Source organism: Streptomyces sp. NPDC059816 (assembly GCF_042732055.1).
Classification (GTDB): domain Bacteria; phylum Actinomycetota; class Actinomycetes; order Streptomycetales; family Streptomycetaceae; genus Streptomyces.
Genome location: NZ_JBHWIQ010000001.1, coordinates 314,273 through 329,613 on the forward strand (window position 1 = coordinate 314,273; position 15,341 = coordinate 329,613).

The 15,341-nt window shown below is 71.7% G+C and carries 12 protein-coding genes and 1 pseudogene; 3 read left to right on the forward strand and 10 right to left on the reverse strand.

What is annotated here, in order from left to right; translation table 11 throughout:
• Positions 1 to 59: 59 nt before the first annotated feature.
• Positions 60 to 1,307, forward strand: coding sequence for a pyridoxal phosphate-dependent aminotransferase (locus tag ACFV88_RS01550; protein ID WP_385484790.1), 1,248 nt, complete (start codon positions 60 to 62; stop codon positions 1,305 to 1,307).
• Positions 1,308 to 1,666: 359 nt separating this feature from the next.
• On the opposite strand, the gene ACFV88_RS01555 is transcribed toward ACFV88_RS01550, so the two are convergent.
• On the reverse strand, positions 1,667 to 2,128 hold the full coding sequence (locus ACFV88_RS01555) for a prevent-host-death family protein (protein ID WP_385484792.1): 462 nt from the start codon (positions 2,126 to 2,128) through the stop codon (positions 1,667 to 1,669).
• A 545-nt stretch (positions 2,129 to 2,673) separates the two neighbouring features.
• On the opposite strand from ACFV88_RS01555, the gene ACFV88_RS01560 reads away from it, so the two are divergent.
• Positions 2,674 to 3,993, forward strand: coding sequence for a hypothetical protein (locus ACFV88_RS01560; RefSeq protein WP_385484794.1), 1,320 nt, complete (start codon positions 2,674 to 2,676; stop codon positions 3,991 to 3,993).
• A gap of 34 nt (positions 3,994 to 4,027) precedes the next feature.
• Here ACFV88_RS01560 and ACFV88_RS01565 read toward each other — a convergent pair whose 3' ends face one another.
• The 4 genes and pseudogenes from ACFV88_RS01565 to ACFV88_RS01580 all read right to left on the reverse strand — a co-directional run bounded on the left by ACFV88_RS01565 (position 4,028) and on the right by ACFV88_RS01580 (position 8,220).
• Positions 4,028 to 4,573 (reverse strand): YbjN domain-containing protein, encoded by a 546-nt coding sequence (locus tag ACFV88_RS01565; RefSeq protein WP_385484796.1) that lies wholly within the window; start codon positions 4,571 to 4,573, stop codon positions 4,028 to 4,030.
• A 230-nt stretch (positions 4,574 to 4,803) separates the two neighbouring features.
• A pseudogene (gene clpB / locus ACFV88_RS01570) lies at positions 4,804 to 7,398 on the reverse strand (ATP-dependent chaperone ClpB); the annotation flags it as partial.
• 232 nt (positions 7,399 to 7,630) lie between these two features.
• Complete coding sequence (locus ACFV88_RS01575) at positions 7,631 to 7,978, reverse strand: hypothetical protein (RefSeq protein ID WP_385484798.1); 348 nt, start codon at positions 7,976 to 7,978, stop codon at positions 7,631 to 7,633.
• Positions 7,975 to 8,220 carry a hypothetical protein gene (locus ACFV88_RS01580; protein WP_385484800.1) on the reverse strand — a complete coding sequence of 82 codons (246 nt, stop codon included), beginning with the start codon at positions 8,218 to 8,220 and terminating at the stop codon, positions 7,975 to 7,977. Before ACFV88_RS01580 ends, ACFV88_RS01575 begins: the two co-directional genes overlap by 4 nt.
• A gap of 181 nt (positions 8,221 to 8,401) precedes the next feature.
• Here ACFV88_RS01580 and ACFV88_RS01585 point away from each other — a divergent pair, with 181 nt between their 5' ends.
• Positions 8,402 to 9,358, forward strand: a complete 957-nt coding sequence (locus tag ACFV88_RS01585; RefSeq protein WP_385484802.1) for a helix-turn-helix transcriptional regulator — start codon at positions 8,402 to 8,404, stop codon at positions 9,356 to 9,358.
• Positions 9,359 to 9,421: 63 nt separating this feature from the next.
• On the opposite strand, the gene ACFV88_RS01590 is transcribed toward ACFV88_RS01585, so the two are convergent.
• The 5 genes from ACFV88_RS01590 to dnaK form a co-directional block, all read right to left on the reverse strand.
• Complete coding sequence (locus ACFV88_RS01590; protein WP_385484804.1) at positions 9,422 to 10,399, reverse strand: LuxR C-terminal-related transcriptional regulator; 978 nt, start codon at positions 10,397 to 10,399, stop codon at positions 9,422 to 9,424.
• Between the two features lie 520 nt (positions 10,400 to 10,919).
• Positions 10,920 to 11,369, reverse strand: coding sequence for a heat shock protein transcriptional repressor HspR (locus ACFV88_RS01595; RefSeq protein ID WP_385485179.1), 450 nt, complete (start codon positions 11,367 to 11,369; stop codon positions 10,920 to 10,922).
• A gap of 14 nt (positions 11,370 to 11,383) precedes the next feature.
• Positions 11,384 to 12,577, reverse strand: a complete 1,194-nt coding sequence (dnaJ, locus tag ACFV88_RS01600; RefSeq protein WP_385484806.1) for a molecular chaperone DnaJ — start codon at positions 12,575 to 12,577, stop codon at positions 11,384 to 11,386.
• A 33-nt stretch (positions 12,578 to 12,610) separates the two neighbouring features.
• Positions 12,611 to 13,348, reverse strand: a complete 738-nt coding sequence (grpE, locus tag ACFV88_RS01605) for a nucleotide exchange factor GrpE (protein WP_385484808.1) — start codon at positions 13,346 to 13,348, stop codon at positions 12,611 to 12,613.
• Positions 13,345 to 15,195 (reverse strand): molecular chaperone DnaK, encoded by a 1,851-nt coding sequence (dnaK, locus tag ACFV88_RS01610; RefSeq protein WP_385484810.1) that lies wholly within the window; start codon positions 15,193 to 15,195, stop codon positions 13,345 to 13,347. The genes grpE and dnaK overlap by 4 nt, the downstream gene beginning before the upstream one ends.
• Positions 15,196 to 15,341: the final 146 nt, after the last annotated feature.

The following is a 15,341-nucleotide window of genomic DNA, read 5'->3' on the forward strand; positions in this document are numbered from 1 at the left end:
ATGCCCCCGCCTGCGACGGGCCAAAGCGGAGTTGAGGAAGTCCAGAGGTTCGGCGCAGGATGGCGCCCATGACCTCGTCCCCCGGCCCCGCCGCCCGCCCGCTGCTCAACCGCCGCCTCGCCGAGTTCGGCACGACGATCTTCGCCGAGATGTCCGCGCTGGCCGCCCGGACCGGCGCGATCAACCTCGGTCAGGGCTTCCCTGACACGGACGGGCCCGAGTCGGTGCGCGAGGCGGCGGTCCGGGCGCTGCGCGACGGTCGGGGCAACCAGTACCCGCCGGGCCCCGGCGTGCCGGAGCTGCGCACCGCGATCGCCGCGCACCAGGCCGACCGCTACGGGCTGACGTACGACCCCGACACCGAGGTGCTGGTCACGACCGGCGCCACGGAGGCCATCGCGGCGGCCCTGCTGGCCCTGGTGGAGCCCGGGGACGAGGTGGTGGCCCTGGAGCCGTACTACGACTCGTACGCCGCGAGCATCGCCCTGGCGGGCGGCACCCGGGTCCCGGTCACCCTGCGGCCCCGGGGCGGCCGGTTCCGGCTGGACCTGGACGAGCTGCGGGCCGCCGTCACCCCGCGCACCCGGCTGCTGCTGATCAACACCCCGCACAACCCGACGGGCACGGTGCTGACCCGGGCCGAGCTGACCGAGATCGCCCGCCTCGCCGTGGAACGGGACCTCCTCGTCCTCACGGACGAGGTGTACGAACACCTGGTCTTCGCCGAGCCGACCGGCCCGGCGGACGGGGCCGATGCCGGGGCCGGTGTCGGGGCGGGGCACGTTCCGCTGGCCACGCTGCCGGGGATGCGCGAGCGCACGCTGACGATCTCCTCGGCGGGCAAGACCTTCTCCTTCACCGGCTGGAAGGTCGGCTGGGTCACCGGCCCGCCCCCGCTGGTCTCGGCCGTCCGCTCGGCGAAGCAGTTCCTCACCTACGTGTCGGGGGGCCCGTTCCAGTACGCGGTCGCCGAGGCGCTGTCGCTGCCGCGCGCGTACTTCGACGGGCTGCGCACCGAGCTGCGGGCCAAGCGGGACCTGCTCGCCGGGGGGCTGACCGAGGCGGGCTTCGAGGTGTACCTCCCCGCCGGCACGTACTTCATCACCACCGACGTCCGCCCCCTCGGCGAGCGGGACGGCTTCGCGTTCTGCCGCGCCCTGCCCGAGCGCGCGGGCGTCGTCGCCATCCCGAACGCCGTCTTCTACGACGACCGGGAGGCGGGCGCGCCCTTCGTGCGGTTCGCGTTCTGCAAGCGCGAGGAGGTCCTGCGCGAGGCCGTCGACCGCCTCAAGCGCCTCACCGCCTGAGCCCGTGCGGGTGCGTCGTGGTCGCCCGCGCAGTTCCTCGCGCCCCTAACGGGGCGCCCCGGTGGACGGATCCCGGCGGGCGGGCGGATCCGCGACGGCGAGACGTACCCCGTCAGGGGCGCGGGGAACTGCGCAAAACACCAGCGCACCCGCACCCACGAACGCAGACCCACCAGGACGCACCCGCAGGGGGGCGCGGGCCCGCGCCCCCCTGCGCCGGATCGGGTGGGCCTGGACGGGCCCCGCCGCGCCTCGGCCACCGGACGGCGCGGGCCGGCGCTCGTGCGTGCGGGTGCGTCGTGGTCGCCCGCGCAGTTCCCCGCGCCCCTAACGGGGCGCCCCGGCGGGCGGGTCCCGACCTAGCCGAGGTCGTCGCCGTCGAGCGGGCGCAGCGACTGCCCGAGCTGCTCGGGGTCAGCGTTGATGCGGGCGGTGGCGCGCCAGGAGACGATCGCACGGTGCACGGCCTCGCCCGCGCCCAGCTCCGCCGCGTCGGACAGCGCGTCGAGGAGTTCGACGGTGAAGGCGCGGACCTCCTCCGCGTCCAGGTGCCGCACCCAGGGGAACACCTCGGGCAGCGCGAGTAGTAGGGACTTGGCCCCGTCGTCCTGCTTCATCAGCGCGAGGAAGAGCCGGGACGCGGTGGTCAGATTCTCCTCGGCGTGTTCGGCCCGCACGGCGGTCGTCAGCACCATGTCCGGCGCGTCCCGGTGCGTGACGCGGAGCTGCCCCAAGGCCGCCGCCCTGGCCGCGACGCCCTTCGGGTTACGGGAGAGGTCGGTGAAGGAGACGGATTCCGCTCCGAGGTGTATGACGCTCATACTCAGACTGTACTCAGATTGTGGTCTGATTTCTAGGAGCCCCTCTCGCGGCGGCTCGAACCCCGGTGGGACGCGGGCCTGAGCCCGTGCGGGTGCGTCGTGGTTGCCCGCGCAGTTCCCCGCGCCCCCGGCGGGCGGAACCGCGACGACGAGGCGTGCCCCGTCAGGGGCGCGGGGAACTGCGCAAAACACCAGCGCACCCGCACCTGCAAGCACACGCCCACCAGGACGCACCCGAAGGGAACGCGGGCCGACGCCACCCGTGCACCGGATCGGGTGGGCCTGAGCGGGACCCCGCCGCGCCTCAGCCACCGGACGGGGCGCCCCGGCGGGCGGGCGGATCCGCAACGGCGAGGCGTGCCCCGTCAGGGGCGCGGGGAACTGCGCAAAACACCAGCGCACCCGCACGCACGAACACAGGCCCACCAGGACGCACCCGAAGGGAACGCGGACCGACGCCACCCGTGCACCGGATCGGGTGGGCCTGAACGGGACCCCGCCGCGCCTCAGCCACCGGACGGGGCGCGGGACGCCAAGGTTCCCGTGTGAGCCACCCCAGCACCCTCGCGCCCCCGGCCCCCCGGCCCCCCGCCGCCGGGCCGGACCTCCCCCGCCCCCTGCGCCCCCTGCGGCGCCTGTGGCGGTCGCGGCGGCTACCACCGGTCGTCTCCGCGCTCGGACTGTTCGCCGCGGTCCGGCTCGCCGGCGTGCTCGCGGTCGCCGTCGCCGCCTTCGCGACGGACCGGCCGGTGCTCCGGATGCTCGGCCGGTCCTGGGACTCCGCCTGGTACCTGGGGATCGCGGTGTACGGCTACGGGCACCGGACCACCCACTACCGGCCCGGGGTCGTCTTCAGCGACCTGGCGTTCTTCCCGCTGTACCCGGGGCTGGTGCGCGGGGTGGAGACCGTGCTGCCGGTGTCCTGGGGCGCGGCGGGACTCCTGGTGGCGTGGACCGCCGCGGCAGCCGCGGCCTGCGGCATCTTCACCCTCGGCAGCCATCTGTACGGCCGGCCCACCGGGGTGGTCCTGGTGCTGCTGTGGGGGGTGCTCCCGCATTCGGTGGTGCTGTCGATGGCTTACACCGAGCCCCTGCTGACCGCGTTCGCCGCCTGGGCGCTGTACGCGGCGCTCACCGGGCGCTGGGTGTGGGCGGGCACCCTGGCCGCGCTCGCCGGGCTGTCCCGGCCCAACGGGTTCGCGGTGGCGGCGGCGGTGCTGGCCGCGGCGGCCCACGAGCTGTGGCGCCGCCACCGGGAGGTCCACCCGCGCACGGCCGGACCGCGCGGGCCGCAGCCGGGGGAGTCGGGCGTACGGGGGGCGGGCGCGCGGGCGTACGGGGCGCAGGGGCGCAGCTCCGTCCACAGGCTGTGGACGGGGGCGCTGCTCGCGCCCGCCGGCTGGTGCGGGTACGTCCTGTGGGTGGGTCAGCGCCGGGGCGACCCGCTCGGCGGCTACTTCGACGTGCAACGGGACTGGGGTTCCCGCTTCGACTTCGGACAGGGCGCCTTCGCCTTCGTCGGCGTGGTGCTGGCCCGGACCAGCAAGTTCGTGTACCCGATGGCGCTGCTGATCGTGCTGCTGGCGGTGCTGCTCTTCGTGCTGCTGCTGGTCGAACGGACGCCGTTGCCGCTGGTCGTCTACTCCGGGGTGCTGCTGGCGGTGGCCCTCGGCGGCGCCGGGTTCTTCGAGTCCAAGCCGAGGTTCCTGCTGCCCGCGTTCCCGCTGCTGATCCCGTTGGCGCGGGCGCTGGCCCGCACGGCGAGAGCCCGGCCGGGACCCGCGATCGTGGTGATCGCGTTCCTGACCGGGCTCTCCCTGTCCTACGGGGCGTTCTTGATCGCCTTCGGCCGCGCTCCCTTGTGACGGGCGGGGCGGACGAGACGGGCGGGGCGACCGACTACTTGTCGTCGCCGCCGTCGGCGTCGTCGCCGGAACCCTCGGCGGAGTCGACGTCCTTCTCCAGGCCCAGGTGCTCGACCAGCCAGCGGTCGAACTCGATCGCGGCGCGCACCCAGCTCACCGTGGAGGAGACGAAGTGCTCCAGGCTCACCCCGGTGCCGATGAGCATCTGCGCCTCACCGATCAGCCGGACGGTGCCGTCGTCGTGCGTGTGGCTGTAGACCTTGGGCCACAGCGTGCGCCGGTTCCAGTCGTCGATGGACTCCAGCAGCGCCGGCTTGTCCTCGATGGCGTGCGCCCGGTCGTAGAACGTCCGCACGGAGAAGACCTGCTGCTCGTCCTCGCCGCGGAACATGAAGTAAGTGCGGAACTCCTCCCACGGCGCCGCGAGGTCACCCTCGTCGTCGACGACGTACTTCAGCTCCATCTGCTCCAGGAGCTGCTTCACGAGGTCCTGATCCGGAACGACGGGGCCGGCCGGCCCGCCGGGCTGCGGCTCGGGCTGGCCCCCGAAGTTCGGAATCGAGGACGGGTCGATGCTCACCGTGTATTTCCCTTCGAACGGATTGAGTCATCCTCCCTCATGCCGGGCGGGTACTGGCAACCCCCGCCCGGCTGGCTTTGCGCGTCCGTGGCCGAATTCGGCCACCAGGCCCCCTCGGGGTTCGCTCAGAGCGTCTTTCCGCCCGTCGCGGACCCCTCCCGCGGAGCCTCGGAATCCGCCGCTCCGCCCGAATCCGTCGTTCCGTCCGGATCAGCCGTTCCGTCCGGGGGCCCGCCGGCGCGGCCCACGAGCAGGCCGTCCCCGAAGGCGTCGACCCGGACGGTGTCGCCGTCGCGCACCTCGCCCGCGAGGATCTCCCGGGCGAGCCGGTCCCCGATCGCGGTCTGCACCAGCCGGCGCAGCGGCCGGGCACCGTACGCGGGGTCGTTGCCCTCCTCGGCGAGCCAGGCGAGCGCCTCCTCGCTCACCTCCAGTGTGAGCCGTCGCTCGGCCAGCCGCCCGGCGAGCCGACCGACCTGGAGGCGGGCGATCCGGGTCAGCTCCTCCCGGCCCAGCGCCGTGAACACCACCAGGTCGTCCAGACGGTTCAGGAACTCCGGTTTGAAGGAGGCCCGGACCACGTCGAGGACCTGGCGCCGCTTCTCGTCCTCGCCGGTCAGCGGGTCCACCAGGTACTGGCTGCCGAGGTTGGAGGTGAGGATGAGGATGGTGTTGCGGAAGTCGACCGTGCGGCCCTGGCCGTCGGTGAGCCGCCCGTCGTCGAGGACCTGGAGCAGCACGTCGAAGACCTCGGGGTGAGCCTTCTCCACCTCGTCCAGCAGGACGACGCTGTACGGGCGCCGGCGCACCGCCTCGGTGAGCTGGCCGCCCTCCTCGTAGCCCACGTAGCCGGGGGGCGCGCCGACGAGCCGGGCCACGCTGTGCTTCTCGCCGTACTCGGACATGTCGATGCGGACCATGGCCCGCTCGTCGTCGAAGAGGAAGTCCGCCAGCGCCTTCGCCAGCTCCGTCTTGCCGACCCCGGTCGGGCCGAGGAACAGGAACGAGCCGGTGGGCCGGTCGGGGTCGGCGATGCCGGCCCGGGTGCGGCGCACCGCGTCGGCCACCGCGCGCACGGCCTCGGCCTGTCCGATCAGGCGCCGGCCGAGCTCCTCCTCCATCCTCAGCAGCTTCTGCGTCTCGCCTTCGAGCAACCGTCCGGCCGGAATTCCCGTCCACGCACCCACGACGTCGGCGATGTCGTCGGGGCCGACCTCGTCCTTGACCATGGTGTCCCGGGCCGCCTGCTGCTCGGCCGCCGACGCCTCCGCCAGGTCCCGCTCCAGGTCGGGGATCTCCCCGTAGAGCAGCTTGGAGGCGGTGTCGAAGTCGCCGTCGCGCTGGGCCCGTTCGGCCTGTCCGCGCAGGTCGTCGAGGCGTTCCTTCAGCGCGCCGACCCGGTTGAGGGACTGCTTCTCCTTCTCCCAGCGGGCGGTGAGACCCCGCAGCTCCTCCTCCTTGTCGGCGAGGTCGCGGCGCAGCTTCTCCAGGCGCTGGCGGCTGGCGGGGTCGGTCTCCTTGGCGAGGGCCAGCTCCTCCATGCGCAGCCGGTCCACGGCCCGCTGGAGCTCGTCGATCTCGACGGGCGAGGAGTCGATCTCCATCCGCAGTCGGGACGCGGCCTCGTCCACCAGGTCGATGGCCTTGTCCGGCAGGAACCGGGAGGTGATGTACCGGTCGGAGAGGGTGGCGGCGGCGACCAGCGCACTGTCCGCGATCTGCACCTTGTGGTGGGCCTCGTAGCGGCCCTTGAGCCCGCGCAGGATGGCGACGGTGTCCTCGACGGTCGGCTCGGCGACCAGCACCTGCTGGAAGCGGCGTTCCAGCGCGGGGTCCTTCTCGATCCGCTCGCGGTACTCGTCCAGGGTGGTCGCGCCGACCATGCGCAGCTCGCCGCGGGCGAGCATCGGCTTCAGCATGTTGCCGGCGTCCATCGCGGAGTCGCCGCCGGCACCCGCGCCGACGACGGTGTGCAGCTCGTCGATGAAGGTGACGATCTGGCCGTCGCTGTCCTTGATCTCGGCGAGGACGGTCTTCAGGCGCTCCTCGAACTCGCCCCGGTACTTCGCCCCGGCGACCATCGCCCCGAGGTCCAGCGACACCAGCCGCTTGTTCTTCAGCGACTCCGGTACGTCGCCCTTGACGATGCGCTGGGCCAGCCCCTCCACCACGGCGGTCTTGCCGACGCCCGGTTCACCGATCAGCACGGGGTTGTTCTTGGTGCGGCGGGACAACACCTGAACGACCCGGCGGATCTCCTGGTCCCGGCCGATGACCGGGTCGAGCTTGCCGTCCCGGGCGGCGGCCGTGAAGTCGGTGCCGAACTTCTCCAGGGCCTTGTACGAGCCCTCCGGGTCCGGTGTGGTCACGCGGCGCCCTCCCCTGTTCTCCTCGAAGGCGGCCAGCAGCTTCTTCGCCGTCGCGCCCTGCTCGCCCAGGATCTCACCGGCCCGGCCGCCCTTCGCGGCGAGGCCGATCAGCAGGTGCTCGGTGGAGAGGTACTCGTCGCCCAGGTCCTTCGCGCGCTGCGCGGCGTCGGCGATGACGGCCAGCGTCTCGCGGCTGGGCTGCGGGGGCGCGACGGTGGACCCGGTCACGCTGGGCAGCTCCGCGAGCAGCCGTTCGGCGCCGGCGCGCACCGCGGCCTGGTCGGCTTCCACCGCGGCCAGCAGGTCGATGATGTTCTCGGCGGGCCGGTCGCCCTCCCCGTCGAGCAGGGCGAGCAGTAGGTGTGCGGGGGTGAGGTCCGGGTGCCCCCCGGCGACGGCGCGGCTGCTCGCCGCGTTGAGGGCGTCCCTGCTCCGGTTCGTCAGCTCGGCGTCCACGTGCGCTGTCTCCTCCTGTCGCTCGTACCTGACCTAACCAACTTACACAAAGTTGAGCCTATTCCACTCACCCCGGAGGACGACGAACGCCCCGGCCCGGTGAAGGGGCGCGGGGCGCAGCGTGACGGGTGGGGGGGGGACGACGACAGCGGCGCCACCGTGTTTCAGGTCCACGGTGGCGCCGCTGCGGGGGGAAGTACCCGAGGCGATCTATAACGACGGGGGAATCGCCTCAGGCACTGCGGGGGGTGGCGGAGATGGTCGTCGGGGTGTCGTGCAACGGAGTGTCGCGGTCCACCAGTTGCTCATGGTCGCGCTGGTCGAGATTGACGAAGATCATCCCGTATCGGATGGCGCACCGAACGGGTCGTGGCGCGCCCCGCGGCCTGCGCAGACAGCGGTACGCACGAACGTCCTCGTCCTCGTCCCGCACGACGACGACCGGCTCCCCGAACAGGGTCACCATGAGTGAGTCACCCTGGTGGGGAATGGCCGTGACCAGGTCGATGAAGTGCCATCCGGAGCGGTAGGCGGTGGCCATCTCGCGCCGGAAGGAACGATCGTCGGGCGGCGTGCTCATGATCCCCAGCCGGTGTCGGCGGGCTTGCTGATGACGGGGCCGCCCTTGGTCGGGACGAACGTGCCCCAACCGGTGTCGGCCGGGGCGAAGGTGCCCCAGCCGGTGTCGGCGGGCTTGCTGATGACGGGGCCGCCCTTGGCCGGGGCGACCGGGCCCCAACCGGTGTCGGCGTGAGCGGTCGTGGCACCGAGTGCGCCCGCGGCCACCACCACGGAGAAAGTCGCCAGCACTGAGCGAAGCATTCTCTTGAACATAGTCGGCTTCGTCCTCACCTGATGAGTCCTCTCCCCCGGTGCAACAAGACGATGGCTCATTCAGGCACGTCAACACCACTGAAGCGATGCATCATGTTCCTGCACGTTCAAGACCCTGGGGGGTGGAGATTTGCCCATAACCAACACACATCCGACACATCACCACTCCATGGCCGAGCTGTGCGCCGAGGGCGGGCAGCTCTACGCCAGCGCACTGAGTGCCGGAAGAATCGCCCGGGCGGAGGTTACGGCCGCCCCGTGCCTCCTGGAATTCGCGCTACTCCACCCGGATCCGGACGATGCGAACTGGCTGCGGCCCGTCCCCCCGTCGGTGGCGCTGGCCCAACGGCTGCATCCCATAGAAAGGGAGATCCTGGACAGGCGGCGGCTGTCCATCGAACTGACCGAATCATTTGAGCCGTTCATGGCCATCAGTGCGCAGAGCCCCGCGCCCACCCACGCGATCACCGTGCTCGAAGGCATCGACCGGATCAACGCGGCGCTGAACGTCGCCACCGCCGAGGTCCGCTCGGAGGTGCTCACCATCCAGCCGGGCGGGCGCCGCAGCGAGCACATCCTCAGCCAGGCCCTCGAACGCGATCGCCCGCTGACCGACCGGGGCATCCGGATCAGGACCCTCTACCAACACACCGTCCGACACAGCCAGGGCACCATGGCGTACGTGGACCGGATGGCCGACGGGCTGATCGAGATCCGCACCCTGGAGGAGCTGATCGAGCGGCTCATCGTCTGCGACGACACCGTGGCCTTCATCCCCGCCGGGACCGACGGCAGCGGCAAGGACGACGTGGCGCTCGAACTGCGCCACCCCGGACTGGTCCGCTATCTGGTCCGGGTCTTCGAACAACTGTGGCGGCGCGCGACCCCGCTGCTCGACGAGGTGCCCTACCGGTCCACGCCCGAGGGCATCACCGGCGTCCAGCAGTCCATCGCCAAACTCCTGGTCGAGGGGTACGTGGACGAGGCCATCGCACGGCGCCTCGGCATGAACGTCCGCACCTGTCGCGCCCACATCGCCAGGCTCGCCTCCGCGCTCGGCAGCGGCAGCCGGGCCCAGCTCGGCTACCTGATCTCCCGGTCGGGCATGCTGGAGCACGACCAGTGACGGACCGGCCGACCGGTCACCCCCGCGCCAGGACCCGCGCCAGGACCCGCACCCGACCGTCCGTCAGGGCGTGGGCGGACGCGGCGGGGTGTCCAGGCCGGCCTGCGCGATCCGCACCCCGAGCTGGGCCCGACTGGCGGCGCCCAACTCCTCGGCCAGCTTGCGGATGTGATGGCGGGCCGTCCGCACGTTGATGCCGAGGCGCTGCGCTATCTCCGCGTCGGTGTGCCCCTCGGCGAGCAGCGCCGCGATGGCCCATTCCCGACGGGTGATGCCGGTGACCCCGGAGCCGGAGGGCAGCGGCTCCACCAGCGGGTGCCCCAACCGCCAGAACCGCTCGAAGACGATCGCGAGGAACCCCACCAGACCGGGGTGCCGCAACTCCAGGGCGACCGTCCGGTCCTCGGTCGCCGGCACGAACGCGACCTTCCGGTCGAAGATCAGCAGCCGTTCGAAGACCTCGTCCAGGGTGCGCACCTCGGCGGCGCCGCCGACCCGCTCCACGTACTCGAAGAGGCCCTGCCCGTGCCGCGCGGCATGGGTGTACAGGGTCCGCATGCGCACCCCGCGCTGCGCCATGTCCAGCGCCAACGGCAGGGCGTCGTTCAACACGTTCTCGCGGCGCACCCCGCCCGGCTGGACGGCCAGGTGCTCGACGACGCAACCGTCGGACGCCTCGGCGATGGCGTCCCGGATGCGGGGCTTGCTCTCCAGCACCCGGATGCCGTGCCCCGCCGAGGGCAGGTCGGGACCGGCCCCCGTGTACCGCTCGGCGAGCAGGGTCACCGCGGTCGCCCGCGCATGGCTCTGCGCCAACTCGTCCCGTAGGCCGCGGGTCAGCCGGGCGATCACCTCGCCCGGAGACTCGGGCACCAGCCACGCCGCGTCGTCGGGGTCCGAGTACAGCAGGCCCAGCGTGACCAGGCAGGGCGCCCCGGCCGCCGCGGCTCGCTCGATGCGTCCGCCCTTGAGGGCCGCCCCGTACACGCGCTCACCCTCCTCACAGAGCTGATCCACTCCGTGCGTGTGCGCCTCAGCCATGTCCCCGCCCCCACCTAAGGAGTAGCTTTCCTGCCGATTCATCCGCTTCTTCCCCCTTGCGTCCCCCCTCCTCTTGGCGCAGTGCAACAAGATGACGGTGGTGTCACCGCCCCGTGACCGGCAAAGTGGGTGCACGGGGCGAGGGGAGGGGAATTCTTAGTCGCCCCCGGGTTGTCCCCGAGTCGGCCAATCCCCCTGGCCGACCCGGGGCGCCCACACCCGGGCGCCTGCGCCCGATGCTCCGACCGACGGCAGTCGGCCTGAGCGACTCCGTGGACCACACCGGGAGCCGTTGGTCCGGCAGACCCGCCGCCCATCGGCCGTAGCCCCGACTTTCCCATGGATCACCTGAGTCCGAGCGAGTACGTCAAGACTCGCACACCTCACTGACAGTCACACCCGGGTTATCCACAGGGGGGTTCACCGGGGTGTGCCCGTCCGGCTCGTCCGGACACGGCCGAGGGGCCGGAAGGTTCGCCTTCCGGCCCCTCGGCCGCGCGCGTGCACGAAAGCCGGACGCTCAGTCCTGCCGCTTGGGACGCCACACGACCAGCGCACTGGTCTGCTGGACCTCCTGGTAGGGCACGAGGTCCCGCCGGTACGAGGCGTGGACGGCCGCCTCCCGCTGCTGGATGGCCACCGCAGCGCCCTCCACCGCGTCCTGGAGTTCCGCGACCCGCGCCGTGAGCGCGGCCACCTGGCCCTCCAGTTCGATGATCCGCTTGATCCCGGCGAGGTTGATGCCCTCGGTCTGCGACAACTGCTGCACCTGACGGAGCAGTTCGATGTCCCTGGCCGAATAACGACGGCCCCGGCCGGCGGTCCGGTCCGGAGAGACCAGGCCGAGCCGGTCGTACTGCCGCAGGGTCTGCGGGTGCAGCCCGCTCAGCTGGGCCGCCACCGAGATCACGTACACCGGCGTCTCGTCGGTCAGCTGGTAGGGGTTGCGGCGCCGACCGCCCGTGCCCATCCCGTCCATGGCGTTCATGCTCCCTTCGCGGCCTCGAACAGCTCCGCCCGCGGATCGACGTCCGCAGTAGCCTCCCGGTACGCCTCCAGGGCGTCCCGGGCCTTGCCGGTCACGTCCTTGGGCACCGCGACCTCCACCGTCACCAGCAGATCGCCGCGGGTGCCGTCCTTGCGGACCGCGCCCTTGCCCCGGGCCCGCATCGTACGGCCGTGGGGAACGCCCGGCGGCAACTTCAGCGTCACCGCGGGACCGCCCAGCGTCGGCACCTTCACCTCGCCGCCGAGGGCCGCCTCCGCGAAGCTGACGGGCACCGTGACGGTGAGGTTGTCGCCCTTGCGGCCGAACACGGGGTGCGTGCCGACGTGCACGACGACGTACAGGTCACCGGCCGGGCCGCCGCGTTCGCCCGGGGCGCCCTTGCCGCGCAGCCGGATGCGCTGCCCGTCCGAGACGCCCGCGGGGATGCGGACCTGCATGGTCCGCGAGGACTTGGCCCGCCCGGACCCCTTGCAGACCTCGCAGGGGGTCTCCGCGATCAGTCCGCGGCCCTTGCAGTCCACGCACGGATCGGTGAGCGAGAAGCCGCCCCCGCCGCCCCGGGACACCTGCCCGGTGCCGACGCAGGTCGGGCACACCCGCGGGGTGCCGTTCTTGTCGCCGGTGCCCGAACACGCCTTGCAGGGCGCCTGCGAGGACATCCGCAGCGGAACCGTCGCACCGTCCACCGCCTCGGTGAAGCTCAGCGTGACCTCGGACTCGATGTCCTGGCCGCGCCGCGGCTGCACCCGGTTCCCGGTGGCGGTGCCGCCCCGGTTGAACAACCCGCCGAAGACGTCACCGATGCCGCCGCCGAAACCACCGGCCGCCGTACCGCCGCCGGGGCCGCCACCGCCGCCGCCGAAGAGGTCACCCAGGTCGAAGTTGAACGAGCCGCCGCCGCCCGCCCCGGGTCCGGGGCGGAAGCCGCCGTTCCCGAAGAGGGCGCGGGCCTCGTCGTACTCCTTGCGCTTCTTCGGGTCACCGAGGACGTCGTTCGCCTCGGAGATCTCCTTGAAGCGCTCCTCCGCCTTGGCGTTGCCCTTGTTGGCGTCCGGGTGGAACTCGCGGGCGAGCTTCCGGTACGCCTTCTTGATCTCGGCCTCGGTGGCGTCCTTCGGGACGCCGAGGACCTTGTAGTAGTCCTTCTCGATGAAGTCCTTGGTACTCATCCTCGACGTCCCTCCTCTCCGTGCGTGACGCGGTCAGCCCTCGTCCGGGGCACCGCTGTCCTTGCCCTCGGCGCCCGGGGAACCCTCGGCTCCCTTGCCGCCTTCGGCGCCCTTGCCGGCCGCGGACGGGTCCGACTCGGACTCGCCGTCCGCCTTCGCGGGCTGCGCCCCCGGCTGCGGCTCGGCCACCGCCACCCGCGCGGGGCGGATGGTGCGCTCGCCGATCCGATACCCCGGCTGGAGGATCGCCACGCAGGTCGTCTCCGTGACGTCCGGCGCGTAGCTGTGCATCAGGGCCTCGTGGATCGTCGGGTCGAAGGGCTCGCCCTCCTTGCCGAACTGCTGGAGGCCCATCTTCGCGGCCACCGTCTCCAACGATTCGGCCACCGACTTGAATCCGCCGACGAGCTCGCCGTGGTCACGGGCCCGGCCGATGTCGTCGAGGACGGGCAGGAGCTCGGCCAGCAGGTTCGCCACGGCGACCTCCTTGACCGCGATCCGGTCGCGCTCGACCCGACGACGGTAGTTCTGGTACTCGGCCTGAAGTCGCTGGAGGTCCGCGGTGCGCTCGCCGAGCGCGGTGCGCACCTGGTCCAGTTCGGCGGTCAGACCGACGTTCTGTGCGTCTGCGTCCCCGGCCCGGCCCGCCGGGCCCTCCTTCGCGGAGGGCTCGGCGGGGGCGGCGGCGTCGGCCGCGCTCTCGGAGGCGGCGCCGTCGGAGACGTCAGCGGGCTCGTCGTTCTCGTCGAAGCCCGGGGTCTCCTCGGTCACGCCGCACCGTCCTTGCGGTCCTCGTCGACGATCTCGGCGTCGACGACGTCGTCGTCGGCCTTCGCACCGGCACCGGCGGCGCCTTCGGCACCCTCGGCACCGCCCGCGGCGCCCTGGGCGTCCGCGTAGAGGGCCTGGCCCAGCTTCTGGGAGACGGCAGCGACCTTCTCCGTGGAGGTGCGGATCGCAGCCGCGTCCTCGCCCTTGAGGGCCACCTTGAGCTCGACGACGGCTTCCTCGACCTCGGTCTTCACGTCAACGGGGACCTTGTCCTCGTTGTCCTTGAGGAACTTCTCCGTCTGGTAGACGAGCTGCTCGCCCTGGTTGCGGCTCTCGGCGGCCTCGCGGCGGGCGTGGTCCTCGTCCGCGTACTTCTCGGCCTCTTCGCGCATCCGGTTGACCTCGTCCTTCGGCAGCGAGGAGCCACCGGTGACGGTCATCTTCTGCTCCTTGCCCGTGCCCAGGTCCTTCGCGGTCACGTGCATGATGCCGTTGGCGTCGATGTCGAAGGAGACCTCGATCTGCGGGACGCCGCGCGGGGCGGGCGGCAGACCGGTCAGCTCGAACATCCCGAGCTTCTTGTTGTACGCCGCGATCTCGCGCTCGCCCTGGTAGACCTGGATCTGCACGGACGGCTGGTTGTCCTCGGCCGTCGTGAAGATCTCCGACCGCTTGGTCGGGATCGTGGTGTTGCGGTCGATCAGCTTGGTCATGATGCCGCCCTTGGTCTCGATGCCGAGGGACAGCGGGGTGACGTCGAGGAGCAGGACGTCCTTGACCTCGCCCTTGAGGACACCGGCCTGGAGCGAGGCTCCGATGGCGACGACCTCGTCCGGGTTGACGCCCTTGTTGGCGTCCTTGCCGCCGGTCAGCTCGCGCACCAGCTCCGCGACGGCGGGCATCCGGGTGGAACCGCCGACCAGGACCACGTGGTCGATCTCGGACAGGGCGATGCCCGCGTCCTTGATGACGTTGTGGAACGGGGTCTTGCAGCGCTCCAGCAGGTCCGCAGTCAGCTGCTGGAACTGGGCGCGGGTGAGCTTCTCGTCCAGGTGCAGCGGGCCCTCGGCGGACGCCGTGATGTAGGGCAGGTTGATCGAGGTCTCGGTGGACGAGGACAGCTCGATCTTGGCCTTCTCGGCGGCCTCGCGCAGGCGCTGGACGGCCATCTTGTCCTTGCCGAGGTCCACGCCGTGACCGTTGTTGAACTGCTTGACCAGGTAGTCCACGACCCGCTGGTCCCAGTCGTCACCACCGAGGTGGTTGTCACCGTTGGTGGCCTTCACCTCGACCACGCCGTCGCCGATGTCCAGCAGCGAGACGTCGAAGGTGCCGCCGCCGAGGTCGAAGACGAGGATCGTCTGGTCGTCCTTGTCGAGGCCGTACGCGAGGGCGGCGGCCGTCGGCTCGTTGACGATGCGCAGGACGTTGAGGCCCGCGATCTCACCGGCCTCCTTGGTGGCCTGGCGCTCCGAGTCGTTGAAGTACGCGGGGACGGTGATGACCGCGTCGGTGACCTTCTCGCCGAGGTAGGACTCCGCGTCGCGCTTCAGCTTCTGCAGGATGAACGCGGAGATCTGCTGCGGGTTGAACGCCTTCTCGTCGATGTCGACGCGCCAGTCGGTGCCCATGTGGCGCTTCACGGACCGGATGGTCCGGTCGACGTTGGTGACGGCCTGGCGCTTGGCCACCTCGCCGACGAGCACCTCGCCGTTCTTGGCGAAGGCGACGACGGACGGCGTGGTCCTGGCGCCCTCTGCGTTGGTGATGACGGTGGGCTCGCCGCCCTCCAGAACGCTGACGACGGAGTTAGTCGTGCCCAGGTCGATGCCGACCGCACGTGCCATTTCGGTTCCTCCAGAGAACTTGCATCGGACTGACTGCGCTCCGCCCGGGTTCGACGAAGAGCGAACCTGAGCGGGACAGGCTCAAGGATGCACGAAGCCCTCGGCTCGGTCAACAGACCTGAGCGGAGACCGCTCAACTTTTATCT

Excerpts from the sequence above, each read along its gene's own strand:
- ACFV88_RS01580 (WP_385484800.1), bottom strand. The coding sequence starts at position 8,220 with ATGCTTCGCTCAGTGCTGGCGACTTTCTCCGTGGTGGTGGCCGCGGGC.
- dnaK (WP_385484810.1), bottom strand. The coding sequence starts at position 15,195 with ATGGCACGTGCGGTCGGCATCGACCTGGGCACGACTAACTCCGTCGTC.
- ACFV88_RS01590 (WP_385484804.1), bottom strand. The coding sequence starts at position 10,399 with ATGGCTGAGGCGCACACGCACGGAGTGGATCAGCTCTGTGAGGAGGGT.
- ACFV88_RS01555 (WP_385484792.1), bottom strand. The coding sequence starts at position 2,128 with ATGAGCGTCATACACCTCGGAGCGGAATCCGTCTCCTTCACCGACCTC.
- ACFV88_RS01595 (WP_385485179.1), bottom strand. The coding sequence starts at position 11,369 with ATGGGCACGGGCGGTCGGCGCCGCAACCCCTACCAGCTGACCGACGAG.
- dnaJ (WP_385484806.1), bottom strand. The coding sequence starts at position 12,577 with ATGAGTACCAAGGACTTCATCGAGAAGGACTACTACAAGGTCCTCGGC.
- ACFV88_RS01550 (WP_385484790.1), top strand. The coding sequence starts at position 60 with ATGGCGCCCATGACCTCGTCCCCCGGCCCCGCCGCCCGCCCGCTGCTC.
- ACFV88_RS01575 (WP_385484798.1), bottom strand. The coding sequence starts at position 7,978 with ATGAGCACGCCGCCCGACGATCGTTCCTTCCGGCGCGAGATGGCCACC.
- ACFV88_RS01585 (WP_385484802.1), top strand. The coding sequence starts at position 8,402 with ATGGCCGAGCTGTGCGCCGAGGGCGGGCAGCTCTACGCCAGCGCACTG.